The following is a 15,850-nucleotide window of genomic DNA, read 5'->3' as shown; positions in this document are numbered from 1 at the left end:
GGTCTCCGGCGAGCACGCGGCCGGGCGGGCCCAGGGTGTCGTGATGTCAGGGGGCCGTGCTGCCCCGGTCCTTCGCCGCCGCTCCCGCGGCCCGGAGCTGACCGCGTACGGACGCCGCGGCCAGGCGTGGCAGCAGCAGCTGCCAGAACCTGGTGAGCGTGCGGGGCGCGAGCCAGTCCGGATCACGCGCGCCCAGCACCTCGAAACCGGTGGTCGCCGCCACCACGGCGGTCGCCACGGTCTCCGCGCTCACCCCGTTGAGCAGGCCCTCACCGGCGGCTTCCTTCAGCGTCCGCTCGACCCACTCCTGCCACTGGCGACGCAGGTCCCGGCACCCGTCCCGGACCAGGTCGGCGCCCAGTTGGAAGCCGGCCCGCAGGACGACGTCCTCGGCGAGCCGCCGGGCGAGACCGTGAGAGGCGTTCACCAGCAGTTGCAGCGCGTTGTCCGCGGAGAGCTGGGCGACCGCGGTGAGCTCGTCGAGCCGCTGTGCTGCGGCGTTCTCGACCGCTTCGGCCAGGGCGGCCTTGTTCGCGAAGTGGAAGTGGAGCGCCCCGTTGCTCACTCCCGCCCTGGCGCTGATCTCACTGAGCGAGGCCACGTTGAAGCCGTCCCGGTGGAAGACGGTGGCCGCCGACGTGATCAGAGCCTGGCGGGTTCGCAGCGCTCGTTCCTGTCTGACCATGGAAAAGGTGCTCCGTTACTGCGGCGGGTTGCCGTGCTTGCGGGAGGGCAGGTCGGCGTGTTTCGTCTGGAGCATCGCGAGGGAGCGGGCGAGGACCTCACGGGTCTCGGCGGGGTCGATGACGTCGTCGACCAGGCCACGCTCGGCCGCGTAGTACGGGTGCATCAGCTCGGCCTTGTACTCCTTGACCATCTTCTGCCGCATGGCCTCGGGGTCCTCCGCGTCGGCGATCTGCCGGCGGAAGATGACGTTGGCGGCACCTTCGGCGCCCATCACGGCGATCTCGTTGGTCGGCCACGCGTAGGTGAGGTCCGCGCCGATGGACTGCGAGTCCATCACGATGTAGGCACCGCCGTAGGCCTTGCGCAGGATCAGCGAGATCCGCGGCACGGTCGCGTTGCAGTACGCGTACAGCAGCTTCGCCCCGTGCCGGATGATCCCGCCGTGCTCCTGGTCCACACCCGGCAGGAAGCCCGGCACGTCCAGGAAGGTGATGATCGGGATGTTGAACGCGTCGCACATCTGCACGAACCGCGCCGCCTTCTCGCTGGCCTCGATGTCCAGGACACCGGCCAGCACCTGCGGCTGGTTCGCGACGATGCCGACGACCTGGCCGTCCAGCCGCGCCAGCGCGCAGATGATGTTGCGCGCCCAGCGCTCATGCACCTCGAGGTACTCGCCGTCGTCGACGATCTCCTCGATCACCTTCGTCATGTCGTAGGGCCGGTTGCCGTCCGCCGGGACCAGGTCCAGCAGCACCTCACCGCGCCGCTCCACCGCATCACCCGACTCCGCCCGCGGAGGGTTCTCCCGGTTGTTCTGCGGCAGCAGCGACAACAGGTAGCGCACCTCGGCGATGCAGGTCTCCTCGTCGTCGTAGGCGAAGTGACACACACCCGAGGTCTCCGCGTGCACGTCCGCACCGCCGAGCCCGTTCTGCGTGATCTCCTCACCCGTGACCGCCTTGACCACGTCCGGACCGGTGATGAACATCTGCGAGGTCTCACGCACCATGAACACGAAGTCCGTCAGCGCCGGACTGTAGGCCGCACCGCCCGCACACGGACCCAGCATCACCGAGATCTGCGGGATGACACCCGACGCCTTCGTGTTGCGCTGGAAGATCCCCCCGTACCCGGCGAGCGCGGACACGCCCTCCTGGATACGGGCACCCGCCCCGTCGTTCAGCGACACCAGCGGCGCACCCGCCGCGATCGCCATGTCCATGATCTTGTGGATCTTCGTCGCGTGGGCCTCGCCCAGCGCACCACCGAAGATCCGGAAATCATGCGCGTACACGAAGACCGTACGGCCCTCCACCGTCCCCCAGCCGGTGATCACACCGTCCGTGTACGGCTTCTTCGCCTCCAGCCCGAACCCCGACGCCCGGTGCCGGCGCAACTGCTCGACCTCCCGGAAGGACCCCGGATCCAGGAGCAGCTCGATCCGCTCCCGAGCGGTCAGCTTGCCCTTGGCGTGCTGCGCCGCGGTCGCCTTCTCACTCGGACCGGCCAACGCCTGAGCACGGATCTCGTGCAACTCGGCGACCCGCCCGCGCAGATCGGCCGGTTCCGCCGGGGCGGTGGGGGCGGAAACATTCGTCATCGACATCCCGTCAGGTCCCTTCTGCGAGGCGGGACATGCCTCACCGCCAGCTGCACGGCGCCTGGTAGGCGTCCGCCCTCTTCCACCAGCGCACGCCGTCGACCGGCCGCGTCGTAACCCTGCTCGTCGCAGCCCGGCGCGCGCGCAGGGCGAGCAACGCGACGGTGAGGGCGGCGAGTTCCTCGTCGTCGGCCTGCCCCCGTTCAATGCGTACGGCGAACTCACCGTGGTCCGAATCGCCCATGTTTCCTCCTCCGAGCGTTCCGGCCATGCTCGGGCGGACCGCTCGACGAAGGCTCCAGTTCCGCTGGAGGACCACCAGGGCGCCATGCCGCTCATCCCGCCCGTCCCGCGCCGGGCAGCACGACCCCGGCGTGGTCCGCGGACACCGCCAGCCGTGGCAGGAGCAGGTCCCAGAACTGGGCGAGGCGTTCGGCCGACAGCCAGCCGGGGTCCGCCGCGCCGAGCGCCTCGAATCCGACCGTGGCGGCCACGATCGCCGTGGTGGCGACGTCGACCGGGACTGCCGGGGCGAGTTCGCCCGCGCGTCGCGCCTCCAGGACGAGGGCGCGTACGCGGTCGTGCCACCACCTCCACAGTTCGGTGCCGTTCTTGCGCGAGGGATCACCGCTCAGGGCGAAGCCCGCCCTGACCACGGGGTCGTCGGTGAGCGCGAGGAGCATCCCGGAGGTGGTGTCCACGAGCGACTGCAGCAGGGTGCGGTCGCCGGCCCGGCAGCGCTCGGCCAGTTGTTCGACGGAGGCCGCCGCCGTGGTCTCCACCGCGAGGGCCAGCGCCTCCTTGCTGGGGAAGTGGAAGTGCAGGGCGCCCGCGCTCACGCCGGCGCGCCTGCTGATGGCGGGGAGGGTGGCCAGCGTGTAGCCCTGGTCGGCGAAGACCTCGGCCGCGGCGACCAGAAGGGTGTGACGCGTCCGAGCTGCCCGCACCTGCTTGACCATCACATCCTCCTGCCTGCGGCGTTCCGGCATACGACCATAGCAAACCGCATGATCGGTCTGTTTACCAGAGCCACAACTTGAGATGCGAGTCAGCCATTCCCGCCAACCCAGCCAACTATGCCCTAATTTATGGGGACAAGGCAGGCCGCAGACAGGCCAGACATGGCGAGACATCGGCACAACAAAACAGCGTACCCAGTCTGTGGGTACGCCTCAGAGGAGGTCACCTGCGTCGGCCGACGGCCAAGAGGGGAAAAAGCGGCGGCTTCTTCCCCTGCGCCCGCGGAAGCGACAGAGCAGAAAACCAGCCAGAAGGTTTGTTATGGGACCGCGTTGGACGTGTAGACGCGGTCCCCAGGAGGGCGGAGCGGCGGGAAAACGCCGCTCAGGCCTGGGCCGCCGCGAGTTCGGTCCGCCGCAGGCGCTCGACTTCCTCGACGACCCTGGCCCCGCGGTCGGGAGCCGTGTCCAGCCTGATCAGCGCGGCCGGCGTGGCGATGGCCGGCAGGATGTGGTTGAACAGCACCGACACCCGGTTGCTCAGGTCGGACCAGCCGGAGGCCACCTCGGAGAACATCTGGGTACCTATCCAGGCCCCCAGGAAGCATTCGGCGGTCTCGGTGGGCACCACGTGCGGCAGCACTTCACCGCACTCCTTGGCCTCCGTCAGGTACTTGGTCGACAGCTCGATCCAGGCGGGCCAGGCGCTGCCCGAGAGCTTCCGGGCGTGCAGATCCGCCGACAGCCGGATGCCGGCGAGCAGGATGACGTCCCTGGGGATCTGGTAGGCCAGCGTCATCCCGACGTCCACCCACTCCTGGAGCTTCAGCTCGCGAGGAACGAAGTAGTCGTTGGTGAGCTGGGCCTCGATGACCCCGCGCGCCAGGGCCTCCTTGGAGTCGAAGTGGAAGTACAGCGCTCCCTTGGTGACCCCGGCCCGCTCGAGGATCTCCGCGATCGTCGCGGCGGCGTAGCCCCGCTCGGCGAAGACGCGGGCGGCGGCTTCTATAACAGCACGACGGGTCCGTACTGCGCGTTCCTGTCGTGCCATGTGATCACTCCCGAACGAGAAATCAAACCGAACGCTACGTACCTTACCCTCTCCCCCGGCGTCTGCCCCGGGACGTGGCCGGTATTCGGCGTGGGCGTCCCGGGATCACACGGGACGTCACCAGGCGGTGCGGCCCCCGTCGACGGCGAGCGTGGCACCGGTGACGAAGCTCGCCCGGTCGCTGCACAGCCAGGCCGCCGCCTCCGCCACCTCGCGGGGATCGGCGGCCCGGCCCTGCGGGGCGGACGAGTAGGCCCGCTGCTCCGCTTCCGGGCTCAGTGTGAACCACTGCTCGACCATCTCCGAGCGGGTCAGGCCGGGGGCGATGGCATTGACGCGTATGCCGTGCGGTGCGTACTCCACCGCCGCGGCCTTGGTCAGGCCGATCACGGCGTGTTTGGAGGCGATGTAGGGAGCGGCGACGGAGGAAGCCACCAGTCCGCCGACGCTGCTGGTGTTCACGATCGTCCCTCCCCCGGAGGCCAGCATGGCGGTGATCTCGTGGGTCATGCAGTTCCACACGCCGCGCACGTTGGTGTCCATGACCAGCTCGTAGTCGGCCTCCGGCACCAGGTGCAGCGGCACCTTCTCCACTCCGGCGCCGGCGTTGTTGAACGCGGCGTCCAGCCTGCCGTAGGTGTCCACCGCGTGGGAGACGGCCTGGCGGACCTCCTCGCCGACGCGTACGTCGGCGACGTGGTGGCTCGCCTCGGCCCCCGCAGCGCGCAGTTCCCCCACAAGTGCGCGCAGCCTGTCCTCCCGGCGGGACACGAGAACGACCGAGGCCCCCTGCTCGGTGAAGACCCGGGCGGCGGCTGCTCCGATCCCGCTGCTGGCGCCGGTGATCAGGACGACTCTTCCGGCGAGGGCGGCGGCCCCCTCCCCGCTCACGCGTGCACCGTCCCGGCGGCGCGCACCGGGCCGGCGTCCTGCCACAGGGTGCCCGCGGCCGCGTCGGCGGCCACGGCGCGCAGCATGGTCTCGTCGATGTCGTCGAGGCTGTCGGCCAGGTAGGCGACTCCGGCCTCGCGCATCAGCTGCCGCTGGAAGCCGTGGGCGAAGGAGCTGGGGTGCCCGATGAAGGCGACGTCCAGCTCCCTCGCGCGTTCGGCGACGGAGGCGACGTCGTCGATGAACAGCACCTGGCCGAAGTCCAGCCCGAAGACGTCCCGGGTGATCTCCTCGATACCGGGGCGGAAGGCGTCGGTGCAGACGTAACCGGGCCCGGAGAAGTACGACGCCCACGGGCCGAGGTGGCGGTCGAAGTGGCTCTTGTCCAGGCCGCCGTAGCACACGAGGCGCAGGCCGAGGGCGCTGAGCCGCCGCAGCAGCGCGAGCGCTCCGTCGAGCACCCGCACCGGATGGGTTCTCAGGTAGCGCTCTCTTTCCGCGAAGTAGGCGCCGATCATCTCCTGCGGGGACTCCCCGGTCCCTGCCGCCGCGGCGAAGACCTCGGCGGCGGCCGTGCGGGGCCGGGAGAAGACCGCACGCTCCAGTTCGGGTGTGTACGCGACTCCGTAGCGCACGGCGAGACGGTGGATGACGGGACTGAACGTGTCGTTGAGCAGGACGCCGTCGATGTCCACGGCGGCCAGGCGCAGGCCGTGCAGCGCGTGTTGGGTCATGGGGTCTGTCTCCCTCGAAGGACGCGGAGCCGTCAGGACGCAGGCGCCAGCACCACCGGCAGGCCGGTGTGGCCGGTGGAGATGAACGACTCGAGCAGGCCGAGCTCGTCGGCCGGCGTCGCCAGCCGGGCCTGCGGGAAACGCTCGAAGAAGGCCGGCAGCGCGATCGTCGCCTCGCTCATGGCGAGCGGCCGGCCGAGGCAGTGGTGCACACCGTGACCGAAGGCGAGGTGGTCGCGGCGCGTGGGGCGGGTGGCGTCGAAGACCGCCGCGTCCGCGCCGTGGGTGCCGGGGTCCCGGCCCGCGGCCGCCAGGGACAGGACGATGGGCTCACCGGCGCGGATGACGACGTCCTCCAGCTCCAGGTCCTCCACGGCGAAGCGCAGCGGGATGGTGGCCACCGGCGCCTGGCAGCGCAGCGTCTCGTCGACCACGGCGTCCCAGGTGATGGTGGACTCGCGGGCGAGGCGGAGCTGCTCGGGGTGGGTGAGCAGGGAACACAGGGCGTGGTCGAGGAGGTTGACGGTCGTCTCGTGTCCCGCGCCGAGGATCAGATGGAGGGTGTCCACGAGTTCCCGCTCGGTCAGCCCGTCCCCGTCCTCGCTGCGCATGGTGATCAGGGCGCTGGTCAGATCGGCGGCTGGTGCGGCGCGCTTGCGCCGGACGAGGTTGTTGAGCAGCTCGTACAGCTCGGCCTGGTTCCTCCGGGCGGTGTCGGGGTCGGTGGAGGTGGTGAACAGGACGTTGACCACGCGGTGGAAGTCGTGGCTCTCCTGCTCGTCCAGGCCGAGCATCTCGGAGATCACGCGCAGGGGAAGTTCGTAGGCGAACTCCCGGCGGATGTCCACCGGTTGTCCGGCCGGCCGCTGTGCCAGCCCGGTCAGCAGCTCGTCGGTGATCTGCCGGATGCGCGGCCGCAGGTCCGTCACGCGCCGGGCGGTGAAGGCGCCGGCGATGAGCTTGCGCAGCCGCGTGTGCTCGGTGCCGTAGGCGGTGAGCATGCTGCGCACGGACACCCACATGGCCAGCGGCCAGGAGTCGTCCACCTCACCGCTGATCCACGCGGGCCAGTGCCGGTAGGCGTCCTTGGACACCCGCGGGTCCGTCAGCACCCGCTTGATCAGGTCGTGCCGGTTGACCGACCAGGCCACCACTCCGCCGGGGAGCTCGACCTGGACGACAGGACCGAGGTCGCGCAGTCGCGCCGCCTCGCCGTGCAGGTCCTGGCCGGTCGGATCGAGGACGACGGGAGCGGGTGTTGTGTGCACTGGTACCTCCAGGGGTCAGCCGAGGACAGAAGGAAACCGCGAGCCGGGTTTTTTTATGTCACCACTACTTCGCCGAACTCAGCGTGCCGCCGTTCCATGTTGCGCCGGGTTGTCCGGGTTTATAGCAGGTCAACGGCCCCGGACGGGCCAAAGTTGAACCACCGCAAACGGAACCAATCGTTCAGGTTTTCCTGGACACTTGACTTACACTTTACCAAACGGCCCGGCCAAGAAAACCGGTAGGTCCGTATCTTATGACAGGTCGTCATCGAGCAGGGCTCTCAAGGCGGGGGTTTTCATGGTTCTGCACACCGCACACGACATGGCGCTGTCGGTGCTTCCGAGACTCACCACCACGGTTCCGAAGGAGTACGTCCACCGCGCCTGCCTGGCCGAGGTCTTCCTCACCGGCTGCACCTCTCACGAGGACCAGCGCTTCGAGCTCACCGGCCAATGGCCCCGGACGCACGCCCTCTTCAACGGCGGCGACGGAAGCAGCCACGACCCGCTCCAGGTAGCAGAGACGTTTCGTCAGGCGGGTCTGTTCCTCGCCCACGCCGAACTCGGCGTCCCGCTGGGCCACCACTTCGTCATGTGGAACCTCAGCTACACGACATACGCGCCGCAACTGCGCATCGCCGCCCGCCCCACCGACTTCGAGCTGGACGCGCACTGTACGGAAATCACCTGGCGGCGCGGGGTGGCCAACCGGATGCGCATGGAGCTGTCCATACGCCGCGACGGAGCGCTGGTGGCGCACGGCGCCGGAACCTTCTCCACCCTCCCGCCGGCCGTCTACGAGCGTCTGCGCGCGAACCGGACGCCCTGGCAGGGCCCTGCCTTCGACCTGAGCACCGACCGCGATCCGCTCCTGCCGACGTCGGTGGGCCGCCTGCTGCCGGCCGATGTCGTCCTCAGCGCGACGGAGAGACCCGGGCGGTGGATGCTCACCCCGGATCTCGGACACCCGATCTTCTTCGACCACTCCGGCGACCACCTGCCCGGCATGGTCCTGCTGGAGGGGGCCCGTCAGGCCGCCTGCGCCGCGCTGGCCCCCCGCGCCATCGTCCCGACCGCCGCGTCCACCGACTTCTTCCGTTACGCCGAACTGGACCGGCCCTGCTGGATCGACGTCACGCGCGTGGCGCCCGAAGGGGGCTCCATGATGACCGTGGAGGTCACCGGCCACCAGGACGGGGAGAAGGTCTTCTCCTCCACGATCACCGGGCCGGTGAGCTGACCCCGGCCTGCAGGACGCGCGCGCCCCGACCGCCGGGGCGCGCGCGCAGTCGCGGGCGGCCGGCCCTGCGTCGCCGCAGGCCGGACGGCCCTGCGTGTTCGTGCACCAGCGCTCCATGAGCGGGCCTCCCCCTGACCGCGCGCTCCGCGGGAGCGGGGCACCGCTCCCCTGGCCGTGCCTCCTACGGCGTGACCGCCCGCTCTCCCAGCCGCGACGGCCGCGGCTCGCCCTCCGACCGGTCCGTCTTGCGCCCCTTGCTGCCGGGCGCGAGCGTGCGCGGATCGACCGCCTCGGCCGGGGCCCCTGTGGCGTACAGCCCGTCGGGCGCGGTGTCGCGGTCGTGCGGCAGAAGCCAGAACACCCGGCGCCGGAACGTGCCCGACGAACGTGAGGGCTTGGCCTGCGGGCCGAGCAGCGCGTAACCGACCATGCGGCCGTCGCGGTGGTAGGCGGGCCGGCCCCGGCGGGTCGGCAGCCGGTCCAGGCTCTGGCGGACGTAGTCCAGCTCGCTGATGTCCTCGAGCCAGACCAAGTCGACCTCGTGGACGATCTCGTCCTCGGCGATGAGGGCGCTCATGCTGTCTCCTCGTCGGCGGCCAATCCGATGCCCGGGTAGTACTTGCGCTGGTTGGACAGGATCATCTCCTTCGGAGACGCGAGTCCCACCAACTCCCGGACCCGTGCCGCGAAGGAACGGGACGAGACGGCCGGGGCCCCCTCATTCTGGCACCACGACCTGTACGCCGCGTAGAGACCGGCCTGTTCCGTCCTCAGGCCCGGCTGCAGCCGGCACGACTCGCCGAGAAACCGGCCGATGTGGTCCTCCGTCTCGGCGTACGCCGTGGTGGCGATCCGCACGCGCTCCGGGCCCAGCAGGTTCTTCTCACCGCTCAGATACCGGCGAGCCCCCACGACGAGCCAGTTGAGGATGCCGGGCCCCTCCTCCGTGACGAGGATGTCCGCCAGGTTGTCGACCTTGCGGTGGTCGGGCACGACCCGCTCGAAAGGGATCAGCCGCATCCGCCGCCAGAACGCGAAGCCACCGGTGCCGACTTCGGGCCGGTGGTTGCCCAGCAGCCAGAGCTTGTGCGTGGGCTGGAAGCTGAAGAAGTCCTGCCGCATCCGGCGTGCCTTGATCCGGTCGCCGCCGGTCAGCAGCTTCACCCGCGCCTCGTCGAACCGGTCCCCCGGCTTGACCTCGCTGCAGACGATCACACGGCGTCCGTGCAGCTCGGCGAGATCGGTGGGGTGGCCCTCGTAGGGGCGGGCCATGAGGAAGCCGGGCGGCGCGGCGTCGGCGTAGTCGCCGACGAGTTTCATCACCACGTCCAGCAGCACCGACTTGCCGTTCTTGCCGGAGCCGAACAGGAACGGCATCACCTGGGCCCCGACGTCGCCGGTGATGGAGTAGCCGAGCAGCAGATGCAGGAAATCGATCATCTCCGCGCCCTCGGGTCCCTCACCGAAGGTGTCGCCGAGGAACCGGTCCCAGCGGGGCGTGGGCATCGGCTCGGGGGCCGCGGTGGTGGAGCGGGAGTGGAAGTCCTTGTCCCGGTCGGGGGCGCGCATCAGGCCGGTCCGCAGATCGACGATCCCTCCGGGCGTGCACAGCGCATACGGATCGGCGTCCAGCAGCGCGGCGTTGAGCACCATGCCAGGTGCCGACTTGGCCTGGGTCAGCATGGCGTTCATCCCGCTGGTGCTCAGCGCGCGGCGGCGGTGCTGCTGCAGCGCGTTCGCGCTGTGGATTCCCCGCGGGTCGGTCACGGCCAGGGACTCCGCCAGGTCGCCCGCGGCCCACAGCACGGTGTCGTCCTCGTCGACCTGCCAGCGAGTGCTGTCCCACCTGAACCAGCCGAGGCCCGGGACGTGCCGGTAGTCGTTGGCGTACAGCCGGACGAACAGCTTGGCGTTGCCCCGGTCGCTGAGGGTGTCGGGCAGCAACCCGTCAGCGGTGGCCTCACCGCCCGCCGGCACGGTGGCCTCGCCCCGGGAGCGGGGTGCGGGCACGGGCTGGGCGAGGATCTGCGCGGCGACCGCGCGGGCGTCGAACAGGGCGTTGTCGTGGCCGTTCACCGGCGGCCTCCCGGGGACAGCGGACGGGCACGGCCCGCGTTCATCCCGCTGCGGATCACGGCGTCGTAGCGCCGTTCCTGCCCGGGCCGGGCGCGCGCCGCCGCCTCGCGCAGGGCGCGTTCGGCCTCCTCGGGCTCCAGCACGCCCGCGGCGACGAGCCCGCCGGCGGTGTAGGCGGCGCGGTTGAGTTTCTCGGTGAACCCCGCGCCCTCGGACACGGCGGCACAGGCGGCGACCTCGGCCAGCAGGCCCGCAAGCATCCCTGGGGCGCTCCCAGGGCCTCCTGCGGCCGCCAGGACGGCCTGACGGGCCCGCGGGGGGACCGGACGGGGCGCGGGGACGTGAGCGGGTGGCAGATGGCCGGTGCGTTCCAGTTCCCGGGCGAGCCAGGCAGGCAGCGGCGCGGGCTCCCGCGCCGGCCCGACGGCCCGGTAGAGCCCGGTAGCGGTGGCGGTACCGGGGGCGACGATGTAACCCCCATGTGCTCGTACGTCGACCTGCCAGGCCAGGGCCCGCCCGCCGCCGGAGCCGGTGGAGCACTGCCAGCGCTGCCCCTGCAGGGCCCGGTACCACACGTGCAGCCCTCCGGAGGGCGTGCGCACCCGCAAGGTCGACTCGTCCTCCGCGGGGGACGGCGCACCGCGCAGGGCGGCCAGGACACCGAGGGTGTGGAAGCCGTTCGCCAGCCCGGTCAGGTCCACCGTCTCGGCGATGGCGATGCCCGGCAGCAGCCGGTCGCGCCCGGGCAGCCGGCGTGCGTGGGCGTCGACGTCGATGACGACGAGTCCGGCAGGCCCGCAGGCGACGCCGACCCCGAACTCCGGGCGGGCGCCCCACCACTGCTCGATCCGGGCGAAGTCCAGCGTCGCGGCTCTGAAGCCGTGGCACCAGCGACCGACGGCAGGACAGCGGCACCCCTGGTGGGTGTGCCCCGGCTCACGGCAGGCCGCGCAGTTGCCCGCGGGCGTCTTGCGTCCCGGGGCCAGCGGATGAACCGGCCAACCGCGGCCTGCGCACCATCGTGCGATGGCCAGGGACTGTGGGACGCCCGCCGGGTCAGTAGCGGGCCGTGGTGAGTCGCTGCGTAAAACCCGCAGCTCATCGGTCATGTCTTTCCCCCGTCAGCGACCGAAGCGACTCAACGACGGTCACAGACTAGCGAAGCCCTGGTAGAGGTGGGGCCCCTGTGGAAAGAACCCGTTCCGCCCGGAGCGACCCACGCGAGCGACCCACGACCGAACCCAGCGACCAAAGCGGTTTCAGTCGCTGAGCTCGGTAGCTGGGTAAAAGCCCAGGTCAGAGCCATCCTGCACAACAGAAAAGCGACTGAAGCGACTCAAGGTCTCTATATATGACGCACACGCGCGCACACGCATATCGCTTCATATACCCGGTAGCTGAGTCGCTTCAGTCGCTGACATGGCCCACAAACCCCGTTTGACCAGGCATTTCTTCCCAGCGACCGACAGCTACCGAGCCTTTTTACGGTCGCTGCAGTTCAGTCGCTGTAGGCGCAGAACCTCAAGCGGCCCTGGAGCGGAGCTGGACCGGGCCCCCCGGCCACGCCTCCCGGGCCCGCCCAGCGACCCAAGTGACCGAAGCGACTCAACTTGCCGATTACCCCGACCAAGTACACCGACCACGCGCCCGCGGCCGGGCCCCGGCGGCCCCCTCCCCCGGGCGCCGCCCCACTGGGAAAACCCCGCACCCCGGCACCACCTGCACCCGAGGCGACGCACCCGCGCCGACGCACCCGACGCGTTGCCCCCGAGCCGACGCCGTACGGCGTCTCACGCCTCTCCGGGCGGGCCGTCAGGCAGCGAAGCCGATGTTGGTGACGTACTCGTACTGGCCCCACTCGGAGCCGAGGTCCACCACCGCGTCGTTGATCCAGGCGTCGTCCAGGGCTGTCATGTCGTCGTCGGCCCAGGCCTGGACGATCCGGTCCCAGTGACGCACGTTCAGGGTGCGGAAGGACACCGCGCGCTGACGGGGACCCAGCACCTGGGACTGATCGAGCGGATGGAACTCCACCCGCGTGCCCCGGCCCGCACGGTTGAGGCGCGCCAGCAGGTAGCGGGCCACGTTGTGCCGCCGCACCGCCCGGTAGGCCGTCTCGATCCGCTCGAGGTTCTGCCTCGACGGACTGCGCCTGCCGTCCAGCCATGCCCTCAGGGTCCGGTCCGTCACCGTCAGGCCGGCCTCCCGCGCCGCCTGCCGGGCATGCGGGGTACGCGTCAGATAGTGCAGGCGCGCCAGCAGGCCTCGACGCGCTGTGACGGGGGTGGCGACGAAGTTGGCGAGTGCATCCAGCTGGCGGGCCACCGCCTCGTGGCCCTTGATGCCGCGAGCACCGTATCTGCCGAACTCGATGTTCCTATCCGGCACCTCGACTCCTCACCCCGTCCACCTGTGGCAAGGCCCTCACGCTCACGTCTGCCGACTCGAGAGTACAGGCCGCACAGAGCCCCCTCCCGGCTCAACCGCCGCGGTGAGGCCCCAGTGGCAGGCAACCGGCCGACCCGGACGGGCTATTACGCCGTAATAGCCCGCCACGCGCCCCGCAGTTGGGACAACTAGTGTCGATTCGGACACCACGCCTGCGACGATGGGCAGGCCCCAACCCCGCCGCGGGACACAGAAGTCGACCTAACTAACGCGTCAATGACACAAATGATCACGAGCGTTAGTAAGGTAGCCCCATGAGTTCTCCAGCCTCCTCCGGCGATCGCGACAAGGTCGTCTCCAAGCTGCCGGGACAGATCCGGCAAGACCTGAAAATCAGAGCCGCTCAGCACGGCGTCGAGATCCAGGCGGCCGTCGAACAGGGCATCAGGGACTGGTGCGCGCTCGCCTCCGCCACCGAAACCGTCGACACCGCGGGCGCCGACTCCTTCTCCACGTTCCTTCCCCCCGGCCAGTGGGAGACCTTCCGCCAGGTCGCCGCGGACCGCAACGTCTCCCTCATCCAGGGACTCGCCCAGTCCGTGAAGCTGTGGCTCGACTCCAACCCCGCACCCGACGTCCAGCGGCCCGCCGTCACCCGCCGCATCATCGTCTGCAACCAGAAGGGCGGGGTGGGCAAGACCGCCATCACGGCCGGCGTCGGCGAGGCGCTCGCCGAGTCCCCCAACGCCCTGCACTCCGTCCGCGTGTCCAAGGCGCTCGCCAAGGCCCTGCGCGCGAGCGAGGCGCAGAACGAGGGCGAGGAGACCGAGGACGAGCCCCTGGAGGTGGAGAACCTGCCCGGTCTGGGCATGCGGGTCCTCCTCGTGGACTTCGACCCCCAGTGCCACCTCACCAACCAACTCGGCGCCGCTCCCCTGCCGATGAACGGTGACAGCCTCACCAACCACATGGCGGGCGACCCCAAGGGCGATCTGCGCGACCTCATCGTGCCCATCGACGAGGAGACCTTCGGCGGCCGGCTCCACCTGCTGCCCGCCTGCAACGACGCCTTCCTCCTGGACGTGCGCCTGTCCGCCGTACGGGCCCGTGAGGCCGCCCTGGAGCGGGCCCTCGCCCCGCTCGAGGCGGACTACGACGTCATCATCGTCGACTGCCCGCCCAGCCTCGGCCTGAGCATGGACGCCGCCGCCTACTACGGCAGGCGCCGGGACGGCGAGAAGCCCGGGCAGTCCGGCGCCCTCATCGTGGTGCAGGCCGAGGACAGTTCCGCCGACGCCTACGAGCTGCTCACCACGCAGATCGACGACCTGCGCGACGACCTCCAGATCGACATCGGCTACCTCGGCATCGTCGTCAACCTCTACGACTCCCGCCGCGGTTACATCGCCACCTCCTCGCTCCAGGGCTGGGTCGACATAAAGGATCCGCGGGTGGTGGGACTCATCGGCGACCTGAAGGAACAGAAGGAAGCGGTCCGGATGAAGCAGCCACTGCTCTCCTACGCGCCCAGGTCCCAGCAGGCCATCGGAATGCGCGCACTGGCCCGGGAGATCTCATGAGCAAGGCCGACCAGCTGGGCGCCGGACGCTTCGGCGCCCGGCCCGTCAGCGCACGCCGGCAGGCCGTGGCGGCGGCGACCGGCGTACCGACCGACGGAGTCGCTCCCCCGAGCGAGCTGCCCGTCCACCGCATCAGCCCCAACCCCGACAACCCGCGCTCGCAACTGGGCGATCTCACGGACCTCGCGGGAAGCCTCAAGACGCACGGCCAGAAGCAGGCCATCACGGTCATGAACCGCGACGCCTATCTGGCAGCCAACCCCGACCGTGCGGACGACCTCGAGCCGAACGCCACGCACGTCGTCATCGACGGCAGCAGCCGCCTCGCCGCCGCCCGCGAAGCCGGCCTCACCACCGTCAAGGTCATGGTGAGCGACGACCAGGGCAGCACGTCGGAGGAGCTCTTGGAGTCCGCGCTGGTGGCCAACATCCACCGGCAGGACCTCGAGGAGCTCGACGAGGCCCGCGCCCTTCAGCGGCTGCTCGCCATCCACGGCAGCCAGACGGCCCTCGCCAAGCGACTGCACCGCTCGCAGGGCTGGGTCTCCCAGCGGCTGGCCCTGCTCACGCTCGTCCCCGAACTCCAGGCACTGATCGGGCAGGAGCCCATCGACCTGCTGCGCGCCGTCGGCAACAAGCCCGCCGACCAGCAGATGGAGGCCCTCGAGGCGCTCAAGGCCGAACGCGCCCGCAGGGAGGCGGAGAAGGCGGCCCGCAAGGCTGCTCGCCAGGAGGAGCCTGCGGCGGTTCCAGGACCGGCCGCGCACGACGACGCGTCCGCGTCCGGTGCCGCACAGACCGCCGCGGCCACCGACCCGGCTGTGCAGGTCCAGCCGCCGACGGTGCCGGTGCAGGCCCCGCCGGCCACGGAGGACACCACCGACCCGGTCCGGGCGCCCGAGCCCCAGGCGGCCCCCACGGACCCGGTGCAGGCACCGCCCCAGCCCGAGGCGGACCCCGTCGCCCCGGCGCAGGCCTCCCCTGCCCCGGTGGACGTTCCGGAGCCGGCCCGGGAAGCCGCTGCGTCCGAGGCGTCCGACGCCGTGTCAGCGACCGTGCCGGCGAAGGCGGCTCAGCCGGTCGCCCCGCCGCGCACGGCCGAGTCCGCTTCCGGCGGCGGTGAGTCGGCGGCCGCCAACGCACGCCCGGCCCGGCCCCTGCCGTACGACGAGCCCGGGTACATCGCGATGCTGCTGGACCAGAAGATCCCCAGCGACGACACGTTCTTCGACCTCATCGACTTCCTGAGCGTCAAGGCACTGCAGCGCGACCCCGCCCGGCTCGGCGAGCTGGCGCAGCGCCTCGTCGACCAGATCGCCGCTCAGGTCGACTGACCGGTGGGCCGTCGTCCGCCCCGCTCCTCCCACGTGCCG

At 70.7% G+C, this 15,850-nt stretch carries 15 protein-coding genes; 3 read left to right on the top strand and 12 right to left on the bottom strand.

Translation table 11 applies throughout. The features are described from left to right. Positions 1-46 precede the first annotated feature (46 nt). The 8 genes from AB0E88_RS00275 to AB0E88_RS00240 form a co-directional block, all read right to left on the bottom strand. The gene (locus tag AB0E88_RS00275; protein WP_361621204.1) at positions 47-685 is read right to left on the bottom strand and encodes a ScbR family autoregulator-binding transcription factor; all 639 of its coding nucleotides are present in this window, start codon (positions 683-685) and stop codon (positions 47-49) included. 15 nt (positions 686-700) lie between these two features. Continuing rightward, on the bottom strand, positions 701-2,290 hold the full coding sequence (locus tag AB0E88_RS00270) for an acyl-CoA carboxylase subunit beta (RefSeq protein WP_361621201.1): 1,590 nt from the start codon (positions 2,288-2,290) through the stop codon (positions 701-703). A 40-nt stretch (positions 2,291-2,330) separates the two neighbouring features. Further along, positions 2,331-2,534: an acyl-CoA carboxylase epsilon subunit gene (locus AB0E88_RS00265; RefSeq protein ID WP_361621198.1), complete on the bottom strand. Its 204-nt coding sequence runs from the start codon at positions 2,532-2,534 to the stop codon at positions 2,331-2,333. 91 nt (positions 2,535-2,625) lie between these two features. After that, positions 2,626-3,249 (bottom strand): ScbR family autoregulator-binding transcription factor, encoded by a 624-nt coding sequence (locus tag AB0E88_RS00260; protein ID WP_361621195.1) that lies wholly within the window; start codon positions 3,247-3,249, stop codon positions 2,626-2,628. 385 nt (positions 3,250-3,634) lie between these two features. Beyond that, positions 3,635-4,300, bottom strand: coding sequence for a ScbR family autoregulator-binding transcription factor (locus AB0E88_RS00255; RefSeq protein WP_361621192.1), 666 nt, complete (start codon positions 4,298-4,300; stop codon positions 3,635-3,637). A 117-nt stretch (positions 4,301-4,417) separates the two neighbouring features. Continuing rightward, positions 4,418-5,191 carry a glucose 1-dehydrogenase gene (locus tag AB0E88_RS00250; RefSeq protein WP_361621190.1) on the bottom strand — a complete coding sequence of 258 codons (774 nt, stop codon included), beginning with the start codon at positions 5,189-5,191 and terminating at the stop codon, positions 4,418-4,420. Next, complete coding sequence (locus AB0E88_RS00245) at positions 5,188-5,925, bottom strand: HAD family phosphatase (protein WP_361621187.1); 738 nt, start codon at positions 5,923-5,925, stop codon at positions 5,188-5,190. The genes AB0E88_RS00250 and AB0E88_RS00245 overlap by 4 nt, the downstream gene beginning before the upstream one ends. A gap of 32 nt (positions 5,926-5,957) precedes the next feature. Further along, positions 5,958-7,193 (bottom strand): cytochrome P450, encoded by a 1,236-nt coding sequence (locus AB0E88_RS00240; protein ID WP_361621184.1) that lies wholly within the window; start codon positions 7,191-7,193, stop codon positions 5,958-5,960. Between the two features lie 298 nt (positions 7,194-7,491). Between AB0E88_RS00240 and AB0E88_RS00235 the strand changes: the two genes are divergently transcribed. Further along, entirely contained in the window at positions 7,492-8,433 is a 942-nt protein-coding gene (locus AB0E88_RS00235; RefSeq protein WP_361621181.1) for a ScbA/BarX family gamma-butyrolactone biosynthesis protein, read from the top strand. Positions 8,434-8,614: 181 nt separating this feature from the next. Here the strand turns inward: AB0E88_RS00235 and AB0E88_RS00230 are convergent, their stop codons facing one another. From AB0E88_RS00230 to AB0E88_RS00215, 4 genes are all read right to left on the bottom strand, one after another. Then, on the bottom strand, positions 8,615-9,010 hold the full coding sequence (locus tag AB0E88_RS00230) for a DUF6009 family protein (protein WP_361621178.1): 396 nt from the start codon (positions 9,008-9,010) through the stop codon (positions 8,615-8,617). Further along, complete coding sequence (locus AB0E88_RS00225; RefSeq protein WP_361621175.1) at positions 9,007-10,509, bottom strand: phage/plasmid primase, P4 family; 1,503 nt, start codon at positions 10,507-10,509, stop codon at positions 9,007-9,009. Before AB0E88_RS00225 ends, AB0E88_RS00230 begins: the two co-directional genes overlap by 4 nt. Beyond that, positions 10,506-11,618: a bifunctional DNA primase/polymerase gene (locus AB0E88_RS00220; protein WP_361621172.1), complete on the bottom strand. Its 1,113-nt coding sequence runs from the start codon at positions 11,616-11,618 to the stop codon at positions 10,506-10,508. The genes AB0E88_RS00225 and AB0E88_RS00220 overlap by 4 nt, the downstream gene beginning before the upstream one ends. 703 nt (positions 11,619-12,321) lie before the next feature. Then, positions 12,322-12,897 (bottom strand): transcriptional regulator, encoded by a 576-nt coding sequence (locus AB0E88_RS00215; RefSeq protein WP_361621169.1) that lies wholly within the window; start codon positions 12,895-12,897, stop codon positions 12,322-12,324. Between the two features lie 314 nt (positions 12,898-13,211). Here AB0E88_RS00215 and AB0E88_RS00210 point away from each other — a divergent pair, with 314 nt between their 5' ends. Then, positions 13,212-14,477: a ParA family protein gene (locus AB0E88_RS00210; RefSeq protein WP_361621166.1), complete on the top strand. Its 1,266-nt coding sequence runs from the start codon at positions 13,212-13,214 to the stop codon at positions 14,475-14,477. Continuing rightward, positions 14,474-15,811 carry a ParB/RepB/Spo0J family partition protein gene (locus tag AB0E88_RS00205; RefSeq protein ID WP_361621163.1) on the top strand — a complete coding sequence of 446 codons (1,338 nt, stop codon included), beginning with the start codon at positions 14,474-14,476 and terminating at the stop codon, positions 15,809-15,811. Before AB0E88_RS00210 ends, AB0E88_RS00205 begins: the two co-directional genes overlap by 4 nt. The last annotated feature ends 39 nt before the right edge of the window (positions 15,812-15,850 follow it).

The sequence above is a fragment of the Streptomyces sp. NPDC028635 genome (genome assembly GCF_040637635.1).
Lineage (GTDB): Bacteria > Actinomycetota > Actinomycetes > Streptomycetales > Streptomycetaceae > Streptomyces.
The sequence above is the reverse complement of the archived record's forward strand: the minus strand, read 5'-3'. Positions and strand labels throughout refer to the sequence as shown.

Bases quoted from the DNA above. Each gene is read 5' to 3' on its own strand.
- AB0E88_RS00235 (WP_361621181.1), top strand. From the start codon at position 7,492: ATGGTTCTGCACACCGCACACGACATGGCGCTGTCGGTGCTTCCGAGA.
- AB0E88_RS00260 (WP_361621195.1), bottom strand. From the start codon at position 3,249: ATGGTCAAGCAGGTGCGGGCAGCTCGGACGCGTCACACCCTTCTGGTC.
- AB0E88_RS00210 (WP_361621166.1), top strand. From the start codon at position 13,212: ATGAGTTCTCCAGCCTCCTCCGGCGATCGCGACAAGGTCGTCTCCAAG.
- AB0E88_RS00230 (WP_361621178.1), bottom strand. From the start codon at position 9,010: ATGAGCGCCCTCATCGCCGAGGACGAGATCGTCCACGAGGTCGACTTG.
- AB0E88_RS00270 (WP_361621201.1), bottom strand. From the start codon at position 2,290: ATGACGAATGTTTCCGCCCCCACCGCCCCGGCGGAACCGGCCGATCTG.
- AB0E88_RS00245 (WP_361621187.1), bottom strand. From the start codon at position 5,925: ATGACCCAACACGCGCTGCACGGCCTGCGCCTGGCCGCCGTGGACATC.
- AB0E88_RS00265 (WP_361621198.1), bottom strand. From the start codon at position 2,534: ATGGGCGATTCGGACCACGGTGAGTTCGCCGTACGCATTGAACGGGGG.
- AB0E88_RS00255 (WP_361621192.1), bottom strand. From the start codon at position 4,300: ATGGCACGACAGGAACGCGCAGTACGGACCCGTCGTGCTGTTATAGAA.
- AB0E88_RS00220 (WP_361621172.1), bottom strand. From the start codon at position 11,618: ATGACCGATGAGCTGCGGGTTTTACGCAGCGACTCACCACGGCCCGCT.
- AB0E88_RS00275 (WP_361621204.1), bottom strand. From the start codon at position 685: ATGGTCAGACAGGAACGAGCGCTGCGAACCCGCCAGGCTCTGATCACG.
- AB0E88_RS00205 (WP_361621163.1), top strand. From the start codon at position 14,474: ATGAGCAAGGCCGACCAGCTGGGCGCCGGACGCTTCGGCGCCCGGCCC.